A 15,997-nucleotide genomic window follows, 5' to 3' on the forward strand; every position below is an offset into this window, starting at 1 on the left:
GCCTCTTTTTTTCTTTATTTCGTGATGGATTTCAGCGCGTTCAGCGCCAGGATGTAGCTTTGCTCGCCAAATCCGCAGATGACGCCCTTGACCGCCGGCGCGATCATGGACTTGTGACGGAATTCCTCGCGGGCGTGCACGTTAGAAAGGTGCAGTTCGACGACGGGAATGCGGATCGCGCGGATGGCATCGTGCAACGCGATGGACGTATGCGTATAGGCTCCCGCATTGATCGCGATGCCCGTAGCCGTTTCGCCTGCCTCGTGGATCCAGTCGACGAGCGTGCCCTCGTGGTTCGTTTGACGGAAATCGATGGCAAAACCGAGCTTTTCGCCCTCCGCGCGGCACAGGACCTCGATATCGGCCAGTGTATGCCCGCCGTAGATGCCGGGTTCGCGCTTGCCGAGCGCATTCAGGTTCGGGCCATTCAGGACGAAGATTGTTGACGCCATTCGGATTTCCGCTTGCTGGATCGTGGGTTACCTATAGACCGGCGGTACTTCGAGGGAAAGCCCCAAGGAAACGCGCCGGTTTTGTCCACAACCATCAAGGCTGAACAGCACAGGGATGGCGGAAAGATGGCGGAAGGCGCGTGACCCGTCGACGACTTCGGCAAACGGGATCACGCGATTCTTGAGATTTGTCCTCTGGCTCGCGTCAGCAGGCCGTCTTGCCGCAGGAGCGGACGTTGGCGACTTTCTCGTTGAGTTCATCAATGCCAACGGCACCGAAGACGGCCTCGTTCGAGATCACATAGGAGGGCGTGCCGGTGATGCCGAGGCTTTGCGCAAGCGTGTAGGCCGCGCGCACGGCATCGTCATGAGGTTTCTCTTCCATGGTCTTGCGGATGTCGGCTTCGCTGATGCCAAGCTTGACCGCGACTTCAATCGCACTCTCCTCGGTGGCACGGCCTTCGGCGCCAAGCAGCGTACGGTGGAATTCGCCGTACTTTTCGGGCGAAAGGTCGCGGACGGCTGCGCTGACCTTGTGGGCTGCGACCGAATCCGGGCCGAGAATCGGCAGTTCCTTCAACACGAAGCGCACATTTTTGTCTGCTTCCAGAAGCGCATCCATGTCGGTGAGTGCGCGCTTGCAGTAGCCACAATTGTAGTCGAAGAACTCGACGATGGTTACGTCGCCGTTCGGATTGCCGAGTGCGATATCGTGCTTGGCGTTGAAGATCGCCTTCTGGTTTTCGGCGATCGCGGATTCGGCCTGCTGCTGTTGGGCCAGCATCTGCTTTTGCTGCAGAGCCTCCTGGATATCCATCAGGATTTCAGGATTGGCGAGCAGGTACTCCTTGATATAGGCGCCGATTTCTTCCTTCTGCTTGTCGTCGAGTGCGAGAGCCTGCATGGGAAGCGACATGGTGCCGGCGAGCGCGAGTGCTGCTGCGAGCGATTTGGTGGTGCGAAACATACTGTCCTCGTTATATTGCGGCGGCCGCTTTCGCGTTCAGTGCGGCCGAATTCCATCTCCCGCATCGGTATCAATCCTTGCGGTCAATTTGCGACGACCTTAGGGCGAGGCGGTTGCAAACGAAACAGCAAAAGTGGCCGATTTCCGATCCTCCCAGGATTGTGAACAGTCGTTTCTTCCGGCAAGGGGAGGCGGGGCCAGGAAACCAAGCATCAATAAGGAAGCACCGAGCCATGAAGATATCCAGGCGCAGCGCAGTCGAACCATTTCACGCGATGGACGTGCTCGCGCACGCGACGCGGCGGAAGTCGGCTGGACATCCCGTGATCTCGATGGCGGTTGGCCAGCCAGCCTATCCGGCGCCGCGCGCCGCACTTGAGGCGGCAAGGACAGCGCTCGCCGATGGCCGCATCGGATATACGGAGGCCCTTGGTCTTGATCAGCTTCGGCAGGGCATTGCTGCACACTACGGGACGCGTCATGGCATCGAGGTTGATGCTGCCCGGATCGCGGTGACGACCGGCTCCTCGGCCGCTTTCAATCTGGCTTTTCTGACGCTGTTTGATCCGGGTGACCGGGTGGCAATCGCGCGGCCGGGCTATCCCGCCTATCGCAACATTCTCGCGGCTCTTGGCATCGAGACGATCGAGATCGAGGTGAGTGCCGAGAACGATTTCACCATGACTCCTGAGAGCCTGGACGCAGCGCAAAGCGTTTTCGGCAGACTGTCGGGCATCCTGCTCGCAAGCCCGGCCAACCCGACGGGAACCGTCACGAACCGCGCCCATTTGAAGGCGCTCGCCGACTACTGCTCCGCCAACGACGTCGCCTTCATCTCCGACGAAATCTATCACGGCCTGACGTTCTCCGGCGAGGAGACGAGCGTTCTCGAATTGACCGACAACGTGGTCGTCATCAACTCCTTCTCGAAATACTACTGCATGACCGGCTGGCGGATCGGATGGATGGTGCTGCCCGAGCCGATTGTTCGGCCGGTCGAACGCCTGACCCAGAGCCTCTATATCTCGGCACCGGAGATCTCGCAGGTCGCGGCGCTGGCCGCGCTCGGCGCCAACGATGAGCTCGACCTCCATCGGGAAGCCTACCGTCGCAACCGCGATCTGTTGGCAAAGCGCTTGCCCGAAATCGGCTTCTCGATCGCGTCTCCGATGGACGGCGCCTTCTACGCCTATGTCGACGTTGGGCGCTTTACCAACGACAGTATGGAGTTTGCTCGCAGGATGCTGAGCGAGATCAACGTTGCCGCGACACCTGGGCATGACTTTGATCCGATTGGCGGCCACCGCACGATGCGCTTCTCATTCGCAGGCGCCTATGAGCAGATGGTCGAGGCGACCGACCGAATCGCCGCCTGGCTGAAATAGCCCCGGCTGTACGGCACCGACGTGTGCCCGCTGTCCTGTTCGCAGCGCTTGGCCCGAAACGAAAGACCCGGCACAGAGGCCGGGTCCCGAAACTAGCACTCTTCTCAGAAGAAGCCGCGGCGTTGCCACCATCCGCCCTTCTTGGGCTTCTCCGGTTCGTCATCGCCCTTTTCCGGCGTTGAAGACGTAACGACGGGAGCCGTCGCTATGGTCGACAGATCGCGATTGGCGCGGACCGGCTTGGCCTGGTCCAGTGCAGCGGCCGCTTCCTCGACTGCCGGCTCGGAGGCGACTTCCTCTGCAGGTTGCCCTTCAACTTCAGCCTGAGCCGCAACATCGGCAACGGGCTGGACAGGTTCGACCGCGGGTTCGGTCTTGGCCTTGGCCTTGCGGGTCCGGCGTGCCTTGGGGGCTACCTCGGGCTGAACCTCGGCGACAACTTCTTTTTCGGTCGGCGCTGTATGGCCTTCTACAGACGCTTCCGCTGCGACATCGGCGTCTTCCGCGACATCGGCATCTTCAGCGTCCTCGGCATCCGACACCTCGGCGCCGTCAGCACTCGCCGATGCTTCCGCTTCGTCGCGGTTGCGGCGACCGCCGCGCTTGCCGCGCCGGCGACGCTTCCGCTTCTGATCGCTTTCGGACTCGACGTTCGATGCCACGGCAACTGCCTCGGCATCTGCGTCTTCGTCTTCACCGTTGGCTTCGCCTTCCACCTCGTCCTCATCGCCCGGTTGCTCGCCGCCAAACGAGGCGGTGTCGCTGCCGTCGGCTCCCTCGCGACCGCCGCGACCACGACGGCGGCGCTTGCGCTTGCGCTTGCGGCCGGATTCATCGGACGATGCGGCCGGCGCCGGCGAAACGGCGACTGCTTCGGCTTCTTCCTCGGCGAGGTCTTCCTCGATGACGATATCGTCGTCCTCATCCGGCTCCGGTGTGAACGGAACGAACTGCTCGATCTTGACCGGGTTTTCCACCGGTTCGCCGCGATCGATCGCGAAATGCTGCGCGCCGACATGGTCGTCCGCGTCGATGACGATGTGTAGACCGAACCGGGCCTCGTAGTCGCCGATCGTGCCGCGCTTCTGGTTCAGCAGGTAGAGCGCGATGTCCGGCGTGGTCCGCACGATGATGTTGTGCGTGGTGTTCTTGAGGAGATATTCCTCAATGCCGCGCAGGACGTGCAGGGCGACCGAGGACTGCGAACGGACATGGCCAATGCCGTTGCAGTGCGGGCAGGTCTGCATCGTGCTTTCGAGCACGGAGGCGCGGATGCGCTGGCGCGACATCTCGAGCAGGCCGAAATGGGAGATGCGGCCGACCTGGATACGGGCGCGGTCGTTCTTCAGATGATCCTTGAGACGCTTCTCGACGGCGCGGTTGTTGCGCTTCTCTTCCATGTCGATGAAGTCGATGACCACCAGACCGGCAAGGTCGCGGAGCCGCAACTGGCGTGCCACTTCCTCAGCCGCCTCGAGATTGGTCTGCAGCGCCGTCTCTTCGATCGAGTGCTCGCGCGTCGAGCGGCCCGAGTTGACGTCGATCGAGACCAGCGCCTCGGTCTGGTTGATGATGATGTAGCCGCCGGACTTCAGCGTCACCTGCGGCTGCAGCATGCGGTCGAGCTGCGCTTCAATGCCAGAGCGCGAAAAGATCGGGTGAATGTCGCGATAGGGCTGAACCACCTTGGCGTGGCTCGGCATCAGCATCTTCATGAAGCTCTTGGCTTCCTTGTAGCCTTCCTCGCCGGCCACGATGATTTCGCTGATGTCCTTGTTGTAGAGATCGCGGATCGAGCGCTTGATCAGGCTGCCTTCCTCGTAAACGAGGCAGGGTGCGGTCGAGCTCAGCGTCAGCGTGCGCACGTTCTCCCACAGGCGCATCAGATATTCGAAGTCGCGCTTGACCTCGACCTTGGTGCGGTTCGCACCGGCGGTGCGCAGGATCACGCCCATGCCCTGCGGCACTTCGAGATCGCGTGCGATTTCCTTCAGGCGCTTGCGGTCCTGCGGATTGGTGATCTTGCGGGAAATGCCGCCGCCGCGCGCGGTGTTCGGCATCAGAACCGAGTAGCGTCCGGCGAGCGAGAGATAGGTGGTCAGGGCGGCACCCTTGTTGCCGCGCTCTTCCTTGGCAACCTGCACCAGCAGGATCTGCCGACGCTTGATGACTTCCTGGATGCGGTATTGCTTGCGCGGCTTGCGGACGACGCGATCGGGAACCTCCTCCATCGCGTCCTCGGCGCCGACGGATTCGATCTCTTCCTTCTCGTCGTGATGGTCGTCATCGTCGTCATCGTCGTCGTTCGGGCGCTTGCGGACCTCTTCCGAGATGACGTCGGTATCGACGGCTGCGGCCATGTCACCGGACGGTGTCTTGCCTTCGTCCTCGTCGGTGGAGGCGGTCTCTTCTGCTGCTGCGGCTTTCTTTGCCCGCGGCTTGCGCGGCTTGCGTGCCTTCGGCTTGGTTTCGGCTTCGGCCTCGACAATGTTAACAGCTTCGACCGCTTCTGCGGCTTCCACCACTTCGGGGACAGGCTCGGCGTCGCCGGCGGCTTCAGTCGTGATCTCGACAACCTCGGCATCGACCTCGGCAATTGCCTCGACCGGGACCTCTATCTTGGCGGCCTCGGCGCCTGCCGCGACCGGTGCGGTCTCGACATGCTCGATGTCCTCATCGCGCCGCGCTTCCTCAGCTTCGGCCCGCAGAAGTGCCTGCCTGTCGGCAAGCGGGATCTGGTAGTAGTCCGGGTGGATTTCGGCGAAGGCCAGGAAGCCGTGGCGGTTGCCGCCGTAATCGACGAACGCCGCCTGCAGCGACGGTTCGACACGGGTGACCTTTGCCAGATAGATATTCCCGCGGATCTGCTTCTTGTGCTGTGACTCGAAGTCGAACTCTTCTATGCGGTTGCCGCGTACGACAACGACGCGCGTCTCTTCTGCGTGAGACGCATCGATAAGCATTTTGTCTGCCATGTAAATTCTGCTCCTCGGCGCACGCGGAGCCCGTCTGGCAACCGGTCCTTCAAGGACGGTGCGCCGGAGAGGGAAAGAGCTGCGCCGGTTAATTGATTTCCCGTCTGGCTGGGGTGAGCGAGCCGCGGCCAGACAACAGCCGGTACGATGCTGTACCGGTGCCTGCTAACTTCTGACGAATACCGCAGCGACAACATCTACGTCCAAACGAGAATGCCAATGCCTTAGACCTATCGGTCCGATGAAAAGACCCGTACGGGCCACGGTGGAAAATCCACCCTTGATTTTGGTCCGGCCACCGCCGGATTACCGCGATTCAATTGCCCGGAAAGATGCATTGCGACGGCGGATGAAGACCAAGTTCGGCGCCAAATCCAAGTGGTTGGCTGCCCGTCTGCGGCTTCTATCCCGTCTGTACTTCTTTCCTGAAATTGCTTTTATGTTCAATATGTCACAATGGCAAGGAAAAAGCCGGAGCCGTCACAATTATGATCCAATCGCGCGTGAGGGAGGCCGGCCGTCCTCAACGAGGCGATCGAGGCGGTAAGCGTTGGTTAACCATGCGGGGGCATGTTCAGTTTACGCATTGGTGCATCCGGTCCGCGGTTTCACGTGAGCGACCGGGATTTGGTCTGGCCAGCCGAATCGTAAATCGAATCATGCGCCGGGAAATGTGGCTTCGGTGGAGGAGAGCAAAAGTTTGAAAGTTGCAGCGGCACGAACGGGAAGGGGGTGGGCAAACGCTTTGCACCCTGTCGCCATTACGGCTTTGCTGCTGTCGGCTGTTTTTGTCCGCGTTCCGCGGCCGGTCACGGCTGCTGAGCTAACCACGACATCCATTCCCGCTGCCAACTCACCATTGCTTGCTTTTTCCGGGCGCATGGCCGGTGACGAGGCCCGGACGCGTCTTATTATCGATTTCGACAAGCGGCCGGACATCTCGGTGCACTATGTCGCCAATCCCTATCGCATCCTGATCGACCTGCCGGAAACAGTGTTCGCCCTCAAGAAAGAGGAAGTCGCTGCCCGCGGTGTCTTCACTGACATCCGCTATGGCGCCATGGCCGCCGGACGCTCGCGTATCGTGCTGACAGCAAAGCGTCCCGTCAGCGTTATGGTTTCCGACATACGGGAAGAGGAGGGGGGAGGGAGTTACCGCCTGGTCATCGACGCGGCGGTCGTGACCGAGGCTGCGTTCTCCGAGCAATTGAACAGTCAGAAGTGGAAGGACGTCACCGCGACCCCGGTGGTGTCCGGCGGCGAACAGCTCCTGCCTGGCGCAGCCACAGGTGTGGTCGGACCATTCGTGATTGCCGTCGATGCGGGGCATGGCGGCATTGATAACGGTGCGCAGGGGGCTGTCACCGGCACGCATGAAAAGGTTGTGACGCTCAGCTTCGCGCAGGAACTGGCAGCCGCGCTGAACAAGCTTCCTTCGACGCAGGCTTTCCTGACGCGCGACAAGGATGAGTTCCTGTCCCTGCCGCAGCGTGTCCGGCTGGCTCGCGATCGCAGCGCCAATCTCTTCATCTCTGTGCATGCGGACACGCTGCGTCAGAAGGACATTCGCGGTGCAACGGTCTACACGATCTCCGATAAGGCGTCCGACAGCCTTGCAGCCAACCTTGCCGCGCGTGAAAACCTTTCCGACGAAATTGCAGGGATGACTCTTGAGGGTGAGCCGGCTGAAGTGGCCGACATCCTGATCGACCTGACGCGCAGGGAGACGCAGGCGTTCTCCATCAGCCTTGCCAAGGAAGTGGTCGGATCCTTCGAGGGGCAAGTCAATCTCATCAACAATCCGCACCGGCACGCCGGCTTCCGGGTGCTGAAGGCGCCTGATGTGCCGTCGGTTCTCCTGGAGCTCGGCTTCATGTCGAACAAGGAAGATGAGCAGTTGCTGCTCGATCCGGCATGGCAGAAGAAGGTTGCCGAACTGCTGGCGCAGGCCGTTCAGCGTTATCGCTCGACCGTGATCGCCAACGGCGGCTGATCGTTGTTGCTACGCAGGGTCTTTTCGCGGGCGAGGCTCGGGTTTTCATGTTAACCTGCTTCATGTGCTGAAAAAGTGACAGCCCTTGCAATTGTGTCGTGGTCTTCCTGTATCGTTTGGTTTAAGCCCTATTTTCCTCACATTCGCGGCTCTAGTCGGGTCCCACGTGAGGCGACTCGATGGGCGAAGTTATTGGTCGCCGACGGGACGGGTGCGGGCCTTCAGATTGATACGCGCCTGGCGAGGCGCGCCGCCAAGTCCCAACCGATAGATGATAGGGTACCGGTAACTGGCACATGTTCAGATTGATTGGATATTTTTTCGGGATTGGCGCCGTTTTCTTTCTCGGTGTGGCCGCGATTGCCGCGGTCTATCTCGCAAACGTCACGAAAGATCTGCCTGATTACGAGGTATTGAACAGTTATGCGCCGCCGGTCACGACGCGCGTGCATGCCACCAACGGCGCGTTGATGGCTGAGTATGCGCGCGAGCGCCGACTCTATCTGCCGATTCAGGCGATCCCGGACCGCGTGAAGGCGGCCTTCCTCTCGGCCGAAGACAAGAACTTCTACAACCACCCCGGCGTGGACGTGACGGGCCTGTTCCGCGCGATCGTCACGAACCTGCAGCAGATGGGCTCCGGTCGCCGCCCGGTCGGCGCCTCGACCATCACGCAGCAGGTCGCCAAGAATTTTCTACTTTCCTCCGACCAGACGATGGACCGCAAGGTCAAGGAAGCGATCCTTTCCTTCCGCATCGAGCAGGCCTATTCGAAAGACCGCATTCTCGAGCTCTATCTCAACGAGATCTTCTTCGGGATGAACTCCTACGGCATCGCGGGCGCAGCGCTGACCTATTTCGACAAGTCGGTCACCGAACTGACGATTGCCGAGACCGCCTATCTTGCCGCCCTTCCGAAGGGGCCGAACAACTATCATCCGTTCCGCCGGGTCGAGGCTGCGATCGAGCGCCGCAACTGGGTGATCGACCGGATGGTAGAGAACGGCTACGTCACAAAGAGCGAGGGTGACGAAGCCAAGAAGCAGCCACTTGGCGTCACACCGCGCAATCGCGGCTCCTATCTCTTCGCTTCGGACTATTTCGCCGAGGAAGTACGCCGGCAGATCATCGAACGCTATGGGGACAACGCGCTCTATGAAGGCGGCCTTTCGGTACGCACTTCACTCGACCCTCGCATGCAGGTCATCGCCCGCAAGACCCTGCAGGACGGTCTGATCAGCTACGACGAGCGCCGCGGCTTCCACGGCCCGATCAAGACGATCGAGGTCGGGGGCGATTGGGGCGTCGAACTCAGCAAGGTCAGCGCCTTCGCCGATGTGCCGGAATGGAAGCTCGCCGTGGTGCTTGCGACCGACGGCAAGGGCGCCGACATTGGCCTGCAGCCGCGCAAGGAGCCCTCCGGCAAGGTGGCCGAGGAACGGGTGACCGGTCGAATTCCCGCCGAGCAGATGAAGTGGGCCTACCGGTCGGCCAGGGGCGATCGCAAGTCGGCCAAGTCGCCGGATGGTGTTTTTAACCCGGGCGACGTCGTTTACGTCGAGCCCACCGAGACACAGGGCGCCTACCGGCTTCGCCAGCCGCCAAGGGTGCAGGGCGGTCTGGTGGCCATGGATCCGCATACTGGCCGCGTATTGGCCATGGTCGGCGGCTTTTCCTATGCGCAGTCGGAGTTCAACCGCGCCACCCAGGCGATGCGCCAGCCGGGCTCCTCCTTCAAGCCCTTTGTCTACGCCGCGGCACTCGATAACGGCTATACGCCGGCTTCGGTCATCATGGACGCCCCGATTGAGATCGTCGCAGGCGGCCAGGTCTGGCGCCCGCAAAACTACGGCGGCGGGGCGGCCGGTCCCTCGACGCTTCGGCTCGGTATCGAGAAGTCGCGTAACCTGATGACGGTGCGTCTCGCCCAGGACATGGGCATGGACATCGTGGCCGAATACGCCGAGCGCTTCGGGGTTTACGACAAGATGTATCCGGTTCTCGCCGCCTCGCTCGGTTCGGGCGAGACCACGGTGCTTCGCATGGTCTCGGCCTATGCCGTGCTTGCAAACGGCGGTAAGCAGATCAAGCCGTCGCTGATCGATCGCATCCAGGACCGCTATGGCAAGACGATCTTCAGCCACGAAGAGCGGAGCTGCGAAGGGTGCAATGCGGCCGATTGGGAAAACCAGGAGGAGCCGGCCGTCATCGACAATCGCGAGCAAGTTCTCGATCCGATGACTGCCTATCAGATCACCTCGATGATGGAAGGTGTCGTTACGCGCGGTACCGCGGCCGGCAAGATCAAGCTCGATCGCGCCGTTGCCGGCAAGACCGGTACCACCAACGACGAAAAGGACGCCTGGTTTGTCGGTTACACGCCGGACCTCGTGGCCGGTCTTTATATCGGCTTCGACAATCCGGCCCCGCTTGGTCGCGGTGCCACGGGTGGCTCGCTCTCTGCGCCGCTCTTCAACACCTTCATGCAGGCTGCAACGGAAGGTACACCGCCGAGCAAGTTCCTGATTCCCGAGGGCATGCAGATGATTGCGGTGAACCGCAAGACCGGCATGCAGGCCTTCGAGGGGGAGCCAGACACGATCATGGAGGCGTTCAAGCCCGGCACAGGTCCGGCCGACGTGTTCTCCGTCATCGGCGGCGAGGAATACATGGAGCCGGAGGAAATCCTCAAGAATTCGCCGCAGGCCAACCAGGCCGTCACCGGCGGGCAGAGCGGGCTGTTCTAACAGCCGATCCGGGTGAGGTAAAAAGGGCGGGCGTTCTCGGACGCTCGCCTTTACTTCTGCGCCCCATATGACTATCTCACCAGCCAATTCACGAACCATCTAAGAAGGCGGATATGCGCGCGGAAATCGAGAACGTAGTCGACGAAATCAAGCAGGCCATAAGCCTGCTGAGGAGGCATCTTTGACTGGGACCAGGCGATAAGACGACTGGACTGGTTGAACAACAAGGCAGAGGATCCAAACCTCTGGAACGACGCCACCGAAGCGCAGAAGCTGATGCGCGAGCGCCAGCATTTGGATGACGGCATCAATGGCCTGCGCGGCCTCGAGCAGCAGCTCAGGGACAACATCGAACTGATCGAGCTCGGTGAGGAAGAGGGCGATGCCGACATCGTCAAGGATGCGGAGAACGCGCTGAAGGAACTGCGTGCGGAATCCAACCGCCGCCAGGTCGAGGCGATGCTCTCGGGCGAGGCCGACTCCAACGACACCTATGTCGAAGTGCACTCCGGTGCCGGCGGCACCGAGAGCCAGGACTGGGCGAACATGCTGCTTCGCATGTACACCCGCTGGGCCGAGCGCCAGGGCTTCAAGGTCGAGCTTCTCGAAATCCACGATGGCGAAGAAGCCGGCATCAAATCCGCGACGATCCTCGTCAAGGGCCACAATGCCTATGGCTGGATGAAGACGGAATCAGGCGTGCACCGCCTGGTGCGCATCTCGCCCTATGACAGCAACGCGCGCCGCCACACCTCGTTCTCCTCGATCTGGGTCTACCCGGTGGTCGATGATTCGATCAACATCGAGGTCAACGAGAGCGACTGCCGCATCGACACTTATCGGTCGTCGGGCGCGGGCGGCCAGCACGTCAACACGACGGACTCGGCGGTGCGTATCACGCACATTCCGACCGGCATCGTCGTCGCCTGCCAGCAGGAGCGCTCGCAGCACAAGAACCGGGCCAAGGCCTGGGACATGCTGCGCGCCCGCCTCTATGAGGCGGAGCTGAAGAAGCGCGAGGAAGCGGCGAACGCTGAAGCCTCGTCGAAGACCGACATCGGCTGGGGTCACCAGATCCGCTCCTACGTGCTGCAGCCCTACCAGTTGGTGAAGGACCTGCGCACCGGCGTCGAAAGCACCGCTCCCGACGACGTTTTGAACGGCGATCTGAACGAGTTCATGGAGGCCGCTCTGGCCCACCGCGTCAACGGCGGCGCGGATGCGGCTGTCGAGGATCTCGCCTGATCCGGTGACGATGAATGGAAAACGGCCCTTTCGGGGGCCGTTTTGCTTGTTGATGAAAGTTTGCGTCTGCGTTTCTTATTGCCGGCCACCAAGGCCGCGCCGCGGCAGCTTCTGAAATTACCTTGAATTTGTTTCAAGCTTGCGAAGAGCTTCGAACTCCAGTGGTCTTGCCGCTACAAGGCTATCCCGGCTGAGAAGCACGTCATCGATCCAGCCTGGATGACACATGAATACGGTATCTTGGGAGGCGCGGCTTCTGATCTGCTCGATGACTTTCTCAAATGTGTCGGGCTTGCCCCAGTCATAAAAGCCCGCCAGGGGGCCACGCACCGAAAATCCGGTGCGCTTCATGCGTCGGTCAAATCCAGTTGATATTGCCCTGACGAAGCTGATTTTTGTTTTCATCCTGAGGTTTGGCGACAAGCGCAAACTCGGCGAGCCACGCAACCACGGCAGCGATCCGCCGCTTTCAAGTCGAACCCGACGTTTCTCCAGCCAATTGCGCACTGGGGGCAGAAAATGAACGTGCTGGTGTCCATCTATGAAGTCAGGAGGACGCCCCATTTCATCGAAAAAGGCTTCCAATTGGGCATCGAGTTCCGTCTCCAGTGAAACGACGTCTATTTGCCGCGCATAGGTGGCGATCAGCAGGTGTTTCAGGGCAGGAAGCTGGCTTTCGCCTGAGAGCAGAGATCGACCTGAGAGTGGCGTAAAGTCGGTAAGCGTTGCGTGAAGGCCAACAGAAACCTGCTTGTGGCGCGATAGTTCTCTTATCGACCTGGCTGCTTCTTTCCATTCTGGAAAAAGGGTCATACAGCCGGCGCCAGTGATGATGCCAAGGTCAATGAGTTTCAGGATGGCGCCACTGACGCCCGGTGAAAGACCGTAGTCATCTGCAATGATGTCAGCAACGCCATGCTTCATGCGTTCGAGCTCGAACGATGGACGCGTCGAACAATGTAAAGCGGCCGGTCTTTGGTCTCGCTCACTGCCACCCAGACATATTCGCCGACAAGACCAAGCAGAGCGAGATTGAAGCCACCCAGCACTGAAATGGCCGACATCAGGCTCGGAAAGCCCGGCACATCGCTACCATAGATCAGTGCTTCCACGATGATCCTTAGGCCGTAAAGTATTCCAAGAATACCTATGAATGCGCCGAGGAGCGACACTATGCGAAGAGGCAAAGCCGAAAACGACGTTATGCCTTCCAGGGACAATGAAAGCAGCGAAAGCCTTGACCATTTAGAGAAACCAGCGGCCCGAGCATTTGGCGTGTAAGAAATGGCCTTCTGTCGAAAGCCGAGCCACGCATAGAGGCCCTTGTTGAAACGCCGCTTGTCCCTTACCTGCAGAAGAGCGTCTGCCACCTGACGAGTTATGATGCGGAAATCCCCTGCATTTTCAGGTATCGAAAACCGCTGTCTGGCATTGATCAGGCGATAGAAAATGTGCCCGCCAATCGCCTTTCTCCAGGATTCTTCCATTCGATCGTCTCGAACGGAGTAGACAACATCGAGATCGTCAACAGTCAGCAGGGCCGAAATGAGTTGGATGCAGACGTCGTAGGGATGCTGAAGATCGGCGTCGATCATCAGGATATAGTCGCCCCTGCTTTCTTCGATCCCGGAAAAAAGTGCGATTTCCTTGCCAAAGTTGCGGCTGAGTTCCACGACGCGCCAGGTGCCCTCAAGTGACCTTTTATAGCATGCGACGCTATCGTCCTTGCTGCCGTCATCGACCATTACGACTTCAACGTCTAGGCTGAAGCGGTCCTTTACCTCAAACGTCAGCCGTTTTACGAACTTGGCAAATTCCTCGACGGAATCCTGTTCGTTGAAGAAGGGCGCGACAAGGGAAAGAACCGGCATGTAAAAACTTTCTCGTCATTTCAGGGGATTAGCGCAAACCTATAGTCGGGCGGGGCTGCCTTGACCAGTGTTGCGAAATGGGCAATCCCCAGTCGTTTGCTGCCTCTGGAATAACTTGCTAGAGGTCGGTGGCGCCTGTCGAGGAGATTGCCCTTAAATGACCAACCCACAGCTGCAGATCAAGAAGATCATCCGCTTTACGGTGGTTGGCGTGGGCAACACGATCGTCGATTTTGCAGTTTTTTCGCTCGCCTTGATACTTGGAATGGCGACGCTGCCAGCGAATGGCATCGCATGGGCGATTGCCGTAGGATTTTCCTATGCGGTCAATTCGTTCTGGTCGTTCCATCGTACGCGCCGCCATCGCCAGGCTATCCCCCGTTTTCTTGTATCCGGGGCAGTAATTTCGCTGTGTGTTTCTTCGCTCGGCATATGGGTGCTTGCGCCGCTACTGGGCGTTTGGCCAGCGAAGATCGCCGGCACAATTGGCGCTGCAGTTCTGAACTTCTTTGCTGCGCGGTGGTCGATCGAATCACGCATCGCTTGAAGTTTGTCGACTTCTCCCCAAACAAAGAGCTGTGACAACCGGTCGGACTGCCGGCATTTATTTATATTATCAAGGAGATACGAAAATTGAACGGTTCATTGCCGATGATTGCAACAGACGAAGCGCGTTCTGGGCGGATTTTGGCCGCTTTCGTCCTCTTTCAGCTATGCGTTCTGACCGTTACCCCCACGATTGTGAGCCTGTCGCCGCCCATTGACGTGGTGGAGGGCGGGACCTGGGCTCCGCATTGGCTTCTTGGGACCTACAAGCATCCTCCCGGTCCTGCGTGGTTGCTGCAGGTGATGCAATATATCGTTCCAGGCTATATTCTGGGGCCCTATTTTCTGTCGCAACTCTGCGTGGCGCTGACCTACTTTCTCGTCTATCTGACAGGCCGGCAGTTGATGGACGACAGCCGTGCCATCGCCGGCACGCTGTTGCTTGCAGGTTCCTACTATTTCACCATCCCCACCTACGAATTCAATCACAATGTCCTGCAATTGCCGGTTTGGGCAGGGATCATCCTGACCTGTTCTTGTATTTTGAACAGGCCGCAGAAAACCGTTTTCTGGTTCATTCTGGGTTGCCTGTTGGGCGTCGGAATGTATGCAAAATACTCGGTCGCGGTCATCGCCGTGGTGACCGTCATCTACACGCTGACGTTTGCCGCCGTGCGAATACAGTTTCTGTCATTCCGACCATATCTCACGGCCGCCGTTGCGCTGACTATTTTTGCACCGCATATCTACTGGTTATTTCAGAATGATTTTTCGCCTTTTGTCTATGCGGCAAGCCGGGCTCACGCGAAGGGCTCGTTTCTGCAGCCGGTTCTTTTTGCCTTGACGCAATTGGCCGATCACGTGCCGATCCTGCTGTTGCTGGCCTTTGTCGGCTTTTCCGCGCTGGGCCGCTCCGCGCGGCGGAAAGAAACTGCCAATTCTCTCCTCTTTCTTCGGCTTTTTACATTCACGCCGATACTCCTCGTTACGGGAGGCGCCCTGGTGACCGGCACCAAGTTACTCGACATGTGGGGCATGCCGATGTTCACGACCGTCGGCCTTTGGCTGGTGGCTGAAGTGCGGCGGGACTGGAGCCTGGAGATGATCCGCCGGTTGGCCCAGGGAGCCGTCGGGATCGTGATCTTCACTGCTTTGTTTTTCGTCGGGCAGTCGCTTTGGGCGCGGTCACACAAACCATCGCGGCCATTCTGGCCGATGCACGAGCTGGAAGAAAAAGTTGACGCTCTGTGGAGTGCGGAAGTGAAAACGCCACTCGCTCTTGTGGGAGGTGACCGTTGGTTGGCTGGCCTTGTCGCGGTCGCATCCCCCGGGCATCCAGGCGTTATTATCGGTGGCGATCTTTCAAAGTCGCCATGGATCACAGAGCAGGATATCCGCGAGAAAGGCGTGCTATACCTCTCGGGCGAGACGAACACGTCTCCGCCTGCCTACTGTGTTGATTATGGAGCGGTTCACAAGATCGCCTTGTCCAATGCGAATTTGCCGCCTGTTTACGCTATCGTTTGTCAACCGCAATCCGGGGACTGAAGTCAAGGCGGTGTGGTGGGATAGCTGTCGAAGTCGGTCTTCAAATGGATGTTGGTCTTAAAGGCGCCGCGATCCGGCGAGCGCCTAGCTGTCCTGCCGCCCTTTTGCCGCGACCGCGAAACATGTGCACGTACAATCGATGAGTCAAACATCCGCGCCAAATCGGCCGATGAAGATAACGATGCAAGATGCTCAAAAGACAGGTCGAAAGTGCCTGCCTTGCTCAACCGGCTAAAGCGTTTCCTGACGCTGTTCCATTTGCCGAACT

At 59.6% G+C, this 15,997-nt stretch carries 11 protein-coding genes; 6 read left to right on the plus strand and 5 right to left on the minus strand.

Translation table 11 applies throughout. The features are described from left to right. Window positions 1-14: 14 nt before the first annotated feature. Together aroQ and IB238_RS04495 are read right to left on the minus strand one after the other, a co-directional pair. Entirely contained in the window at window positions 15-452 is a 438-nt protein-coding gene (gene aroQ, locus IB238_RS04490) for a type II 3-dehydroquinate dehydratase (protein ID WP_192243949.1), read from the minus strand. Window positions 453-657: 205 nt separating this feature from the next. Continuing rightward, complete coding sequence (locus tag IB238_RS04495) at window positions 658-1,419, minus strand: DsbA family protein (RefSeq protein WP_192243951.1); 762 nt, start codon at window positions 1,417-1,419, stop codon at window positions 658-660. A gap of 233 nt (window positions 1,420-1,652) precedes the next feature. Between IB238_RS04495 and IB238_RS04500 the strand changes: the two genes are divergently transcribed. Beyond that, window positions 1,653-2,804, plus strand: coding sequence for a pyridoxal phosphate-dependent aminotransferase (locus tag IB238_RS04500; RefSeq protein WP_192243953.1), 1,152 nt, complete (start codon window positions 1,653-1,655; stop codon window positions 2,802-2,804). A gap of 104 nt (window positions 2,805-2,908) precedes the next feature. On the opposite strand, the gene IB238_RS04505 is transcribed toward IB238_RS04500, so the two are convergent. Beyond that, a complete protein-coding gene (locus IB238_RS04505; protein WP_192243955.1) occupies window positions 2,909-5,779 on the minus strand; it encodes a ribonuclease E/G in 2,871 nt (956 codons plus the stop codon). A gap of 700 nt (window positions 5,780-6,479) precedes the next feature. Here IB238_RS04505 and IB238_RS04510 point away from each other — a divergent pair. From IB238_RS04510 to prfB, 3 genes are all read left to right on the plus strand, one after another. Then, a complete protein-coding gene (locus IB238_RS04510; protein WP_246723473.1) occupies window positions 6,480-7,772 on the plus strand; it encodes an N-acetylmuramoyl-L-alanine amidase in 1,293 nt (430 codons plus the stop codon). A gap of 296 nt (window positions 7,773-8,068) precedes the next feature. Beyond that, window positions 8,069-10,519 (plus strand): penicillin-binding protein 1A, encoded by a 2,451-nt coding sequence (locus tag IB238_RS04515; protein ID WP_192243957.1) that lies wholly within the window; start codon window positions 8,069-8,071, stop codon window positions 10,517-10,519. A 113-nt stretch (window positions 10,520-10,632) separates the two neighbouring features. After that, window positions 10,633-11,764, plus strand: a protein-coding gene (gene prfB, locus IB238_RS04520; RefSeq protein ID WP_192243959.1) for a peptide chain release factor 2 whose coding sequence is annotated in 2 segments (ribosomal slippage) — window positions 10,633-10,701 and window positions 10,703-11,764 — 1,131 coding nt in all. Because the reading frame shifts where the segments join, the coding sequence is not laid out codon by codon here. Window positions 11,765-11,881: 117 nt separating this feature from the next. Here prfB and IB238_RS04525 read toward each other — a convergent pair. Further along, window positions 11,882-12,688, minus strand: a complete 807-nt coding sequence (locus IB238_RS04525) for a ChbG/HpnK family deacetylase (protein ID WP_192243961.1) — start codon at window positions 12,686-12,688, stop codon at window positions 11,882-11,884. After that, window positions 12,685-13,635 (minus strand): glycosyltransferase family 2 protein, encoded by a 951-nt coding sequence (locus tag IB238_RS04530; protein ID WP_192243963.1) that lies wholly within the window; start codon window positions 13,633-13,635, stop codon window positions 12,685-12,687. Before IB238_RS04530 ends, IB238_RS04525 begins: the two co-directional genes overlap by 4 nt. Window positions 13,636-13,792: 157 nt before the next feature. On the opposite strand from IB238_RS04530, the gene IB238_RS04535 reads away from it, so the two are divergent. Beyond that, window positions 13,793-14,182: a GtrA family protein gene (locus tag IB238_RS04535; RefSeq protein ID WP_192243965.1), complete on the plus strand. Its 390-nt coding sequence runs from the start codon at window positions 13,793-13,795 to the stop codon at window positions 14,180-14,182. 86 nt (window positions 14,183-14,268) lie between these two features. Next, window positions 14,269-15,729: a glycosyltransferase family 39 protein gene (locus tag IB238_RS04540; RefSeq protein ID WP_192243967.1), complete on the plus strand. Its 1,461-nt coding sequence runs from the start codon at window positions 14,269-14,271 to the stop codon at window positions 15,727-15,729. Window positions 15,730-15,997 lie beyond the last annotated feature (268 nt).

The sequence above is a fragment of the Rhizobium sp. ARZ01 genome, assembly GCF_014851675.1.
Taxonomy (GTDB): domain Bacteria; phylum Pseudomonadota; class Alphaproteobacteria; order Rhizobiales; family Rhizobiaceae; genus Mycoplana.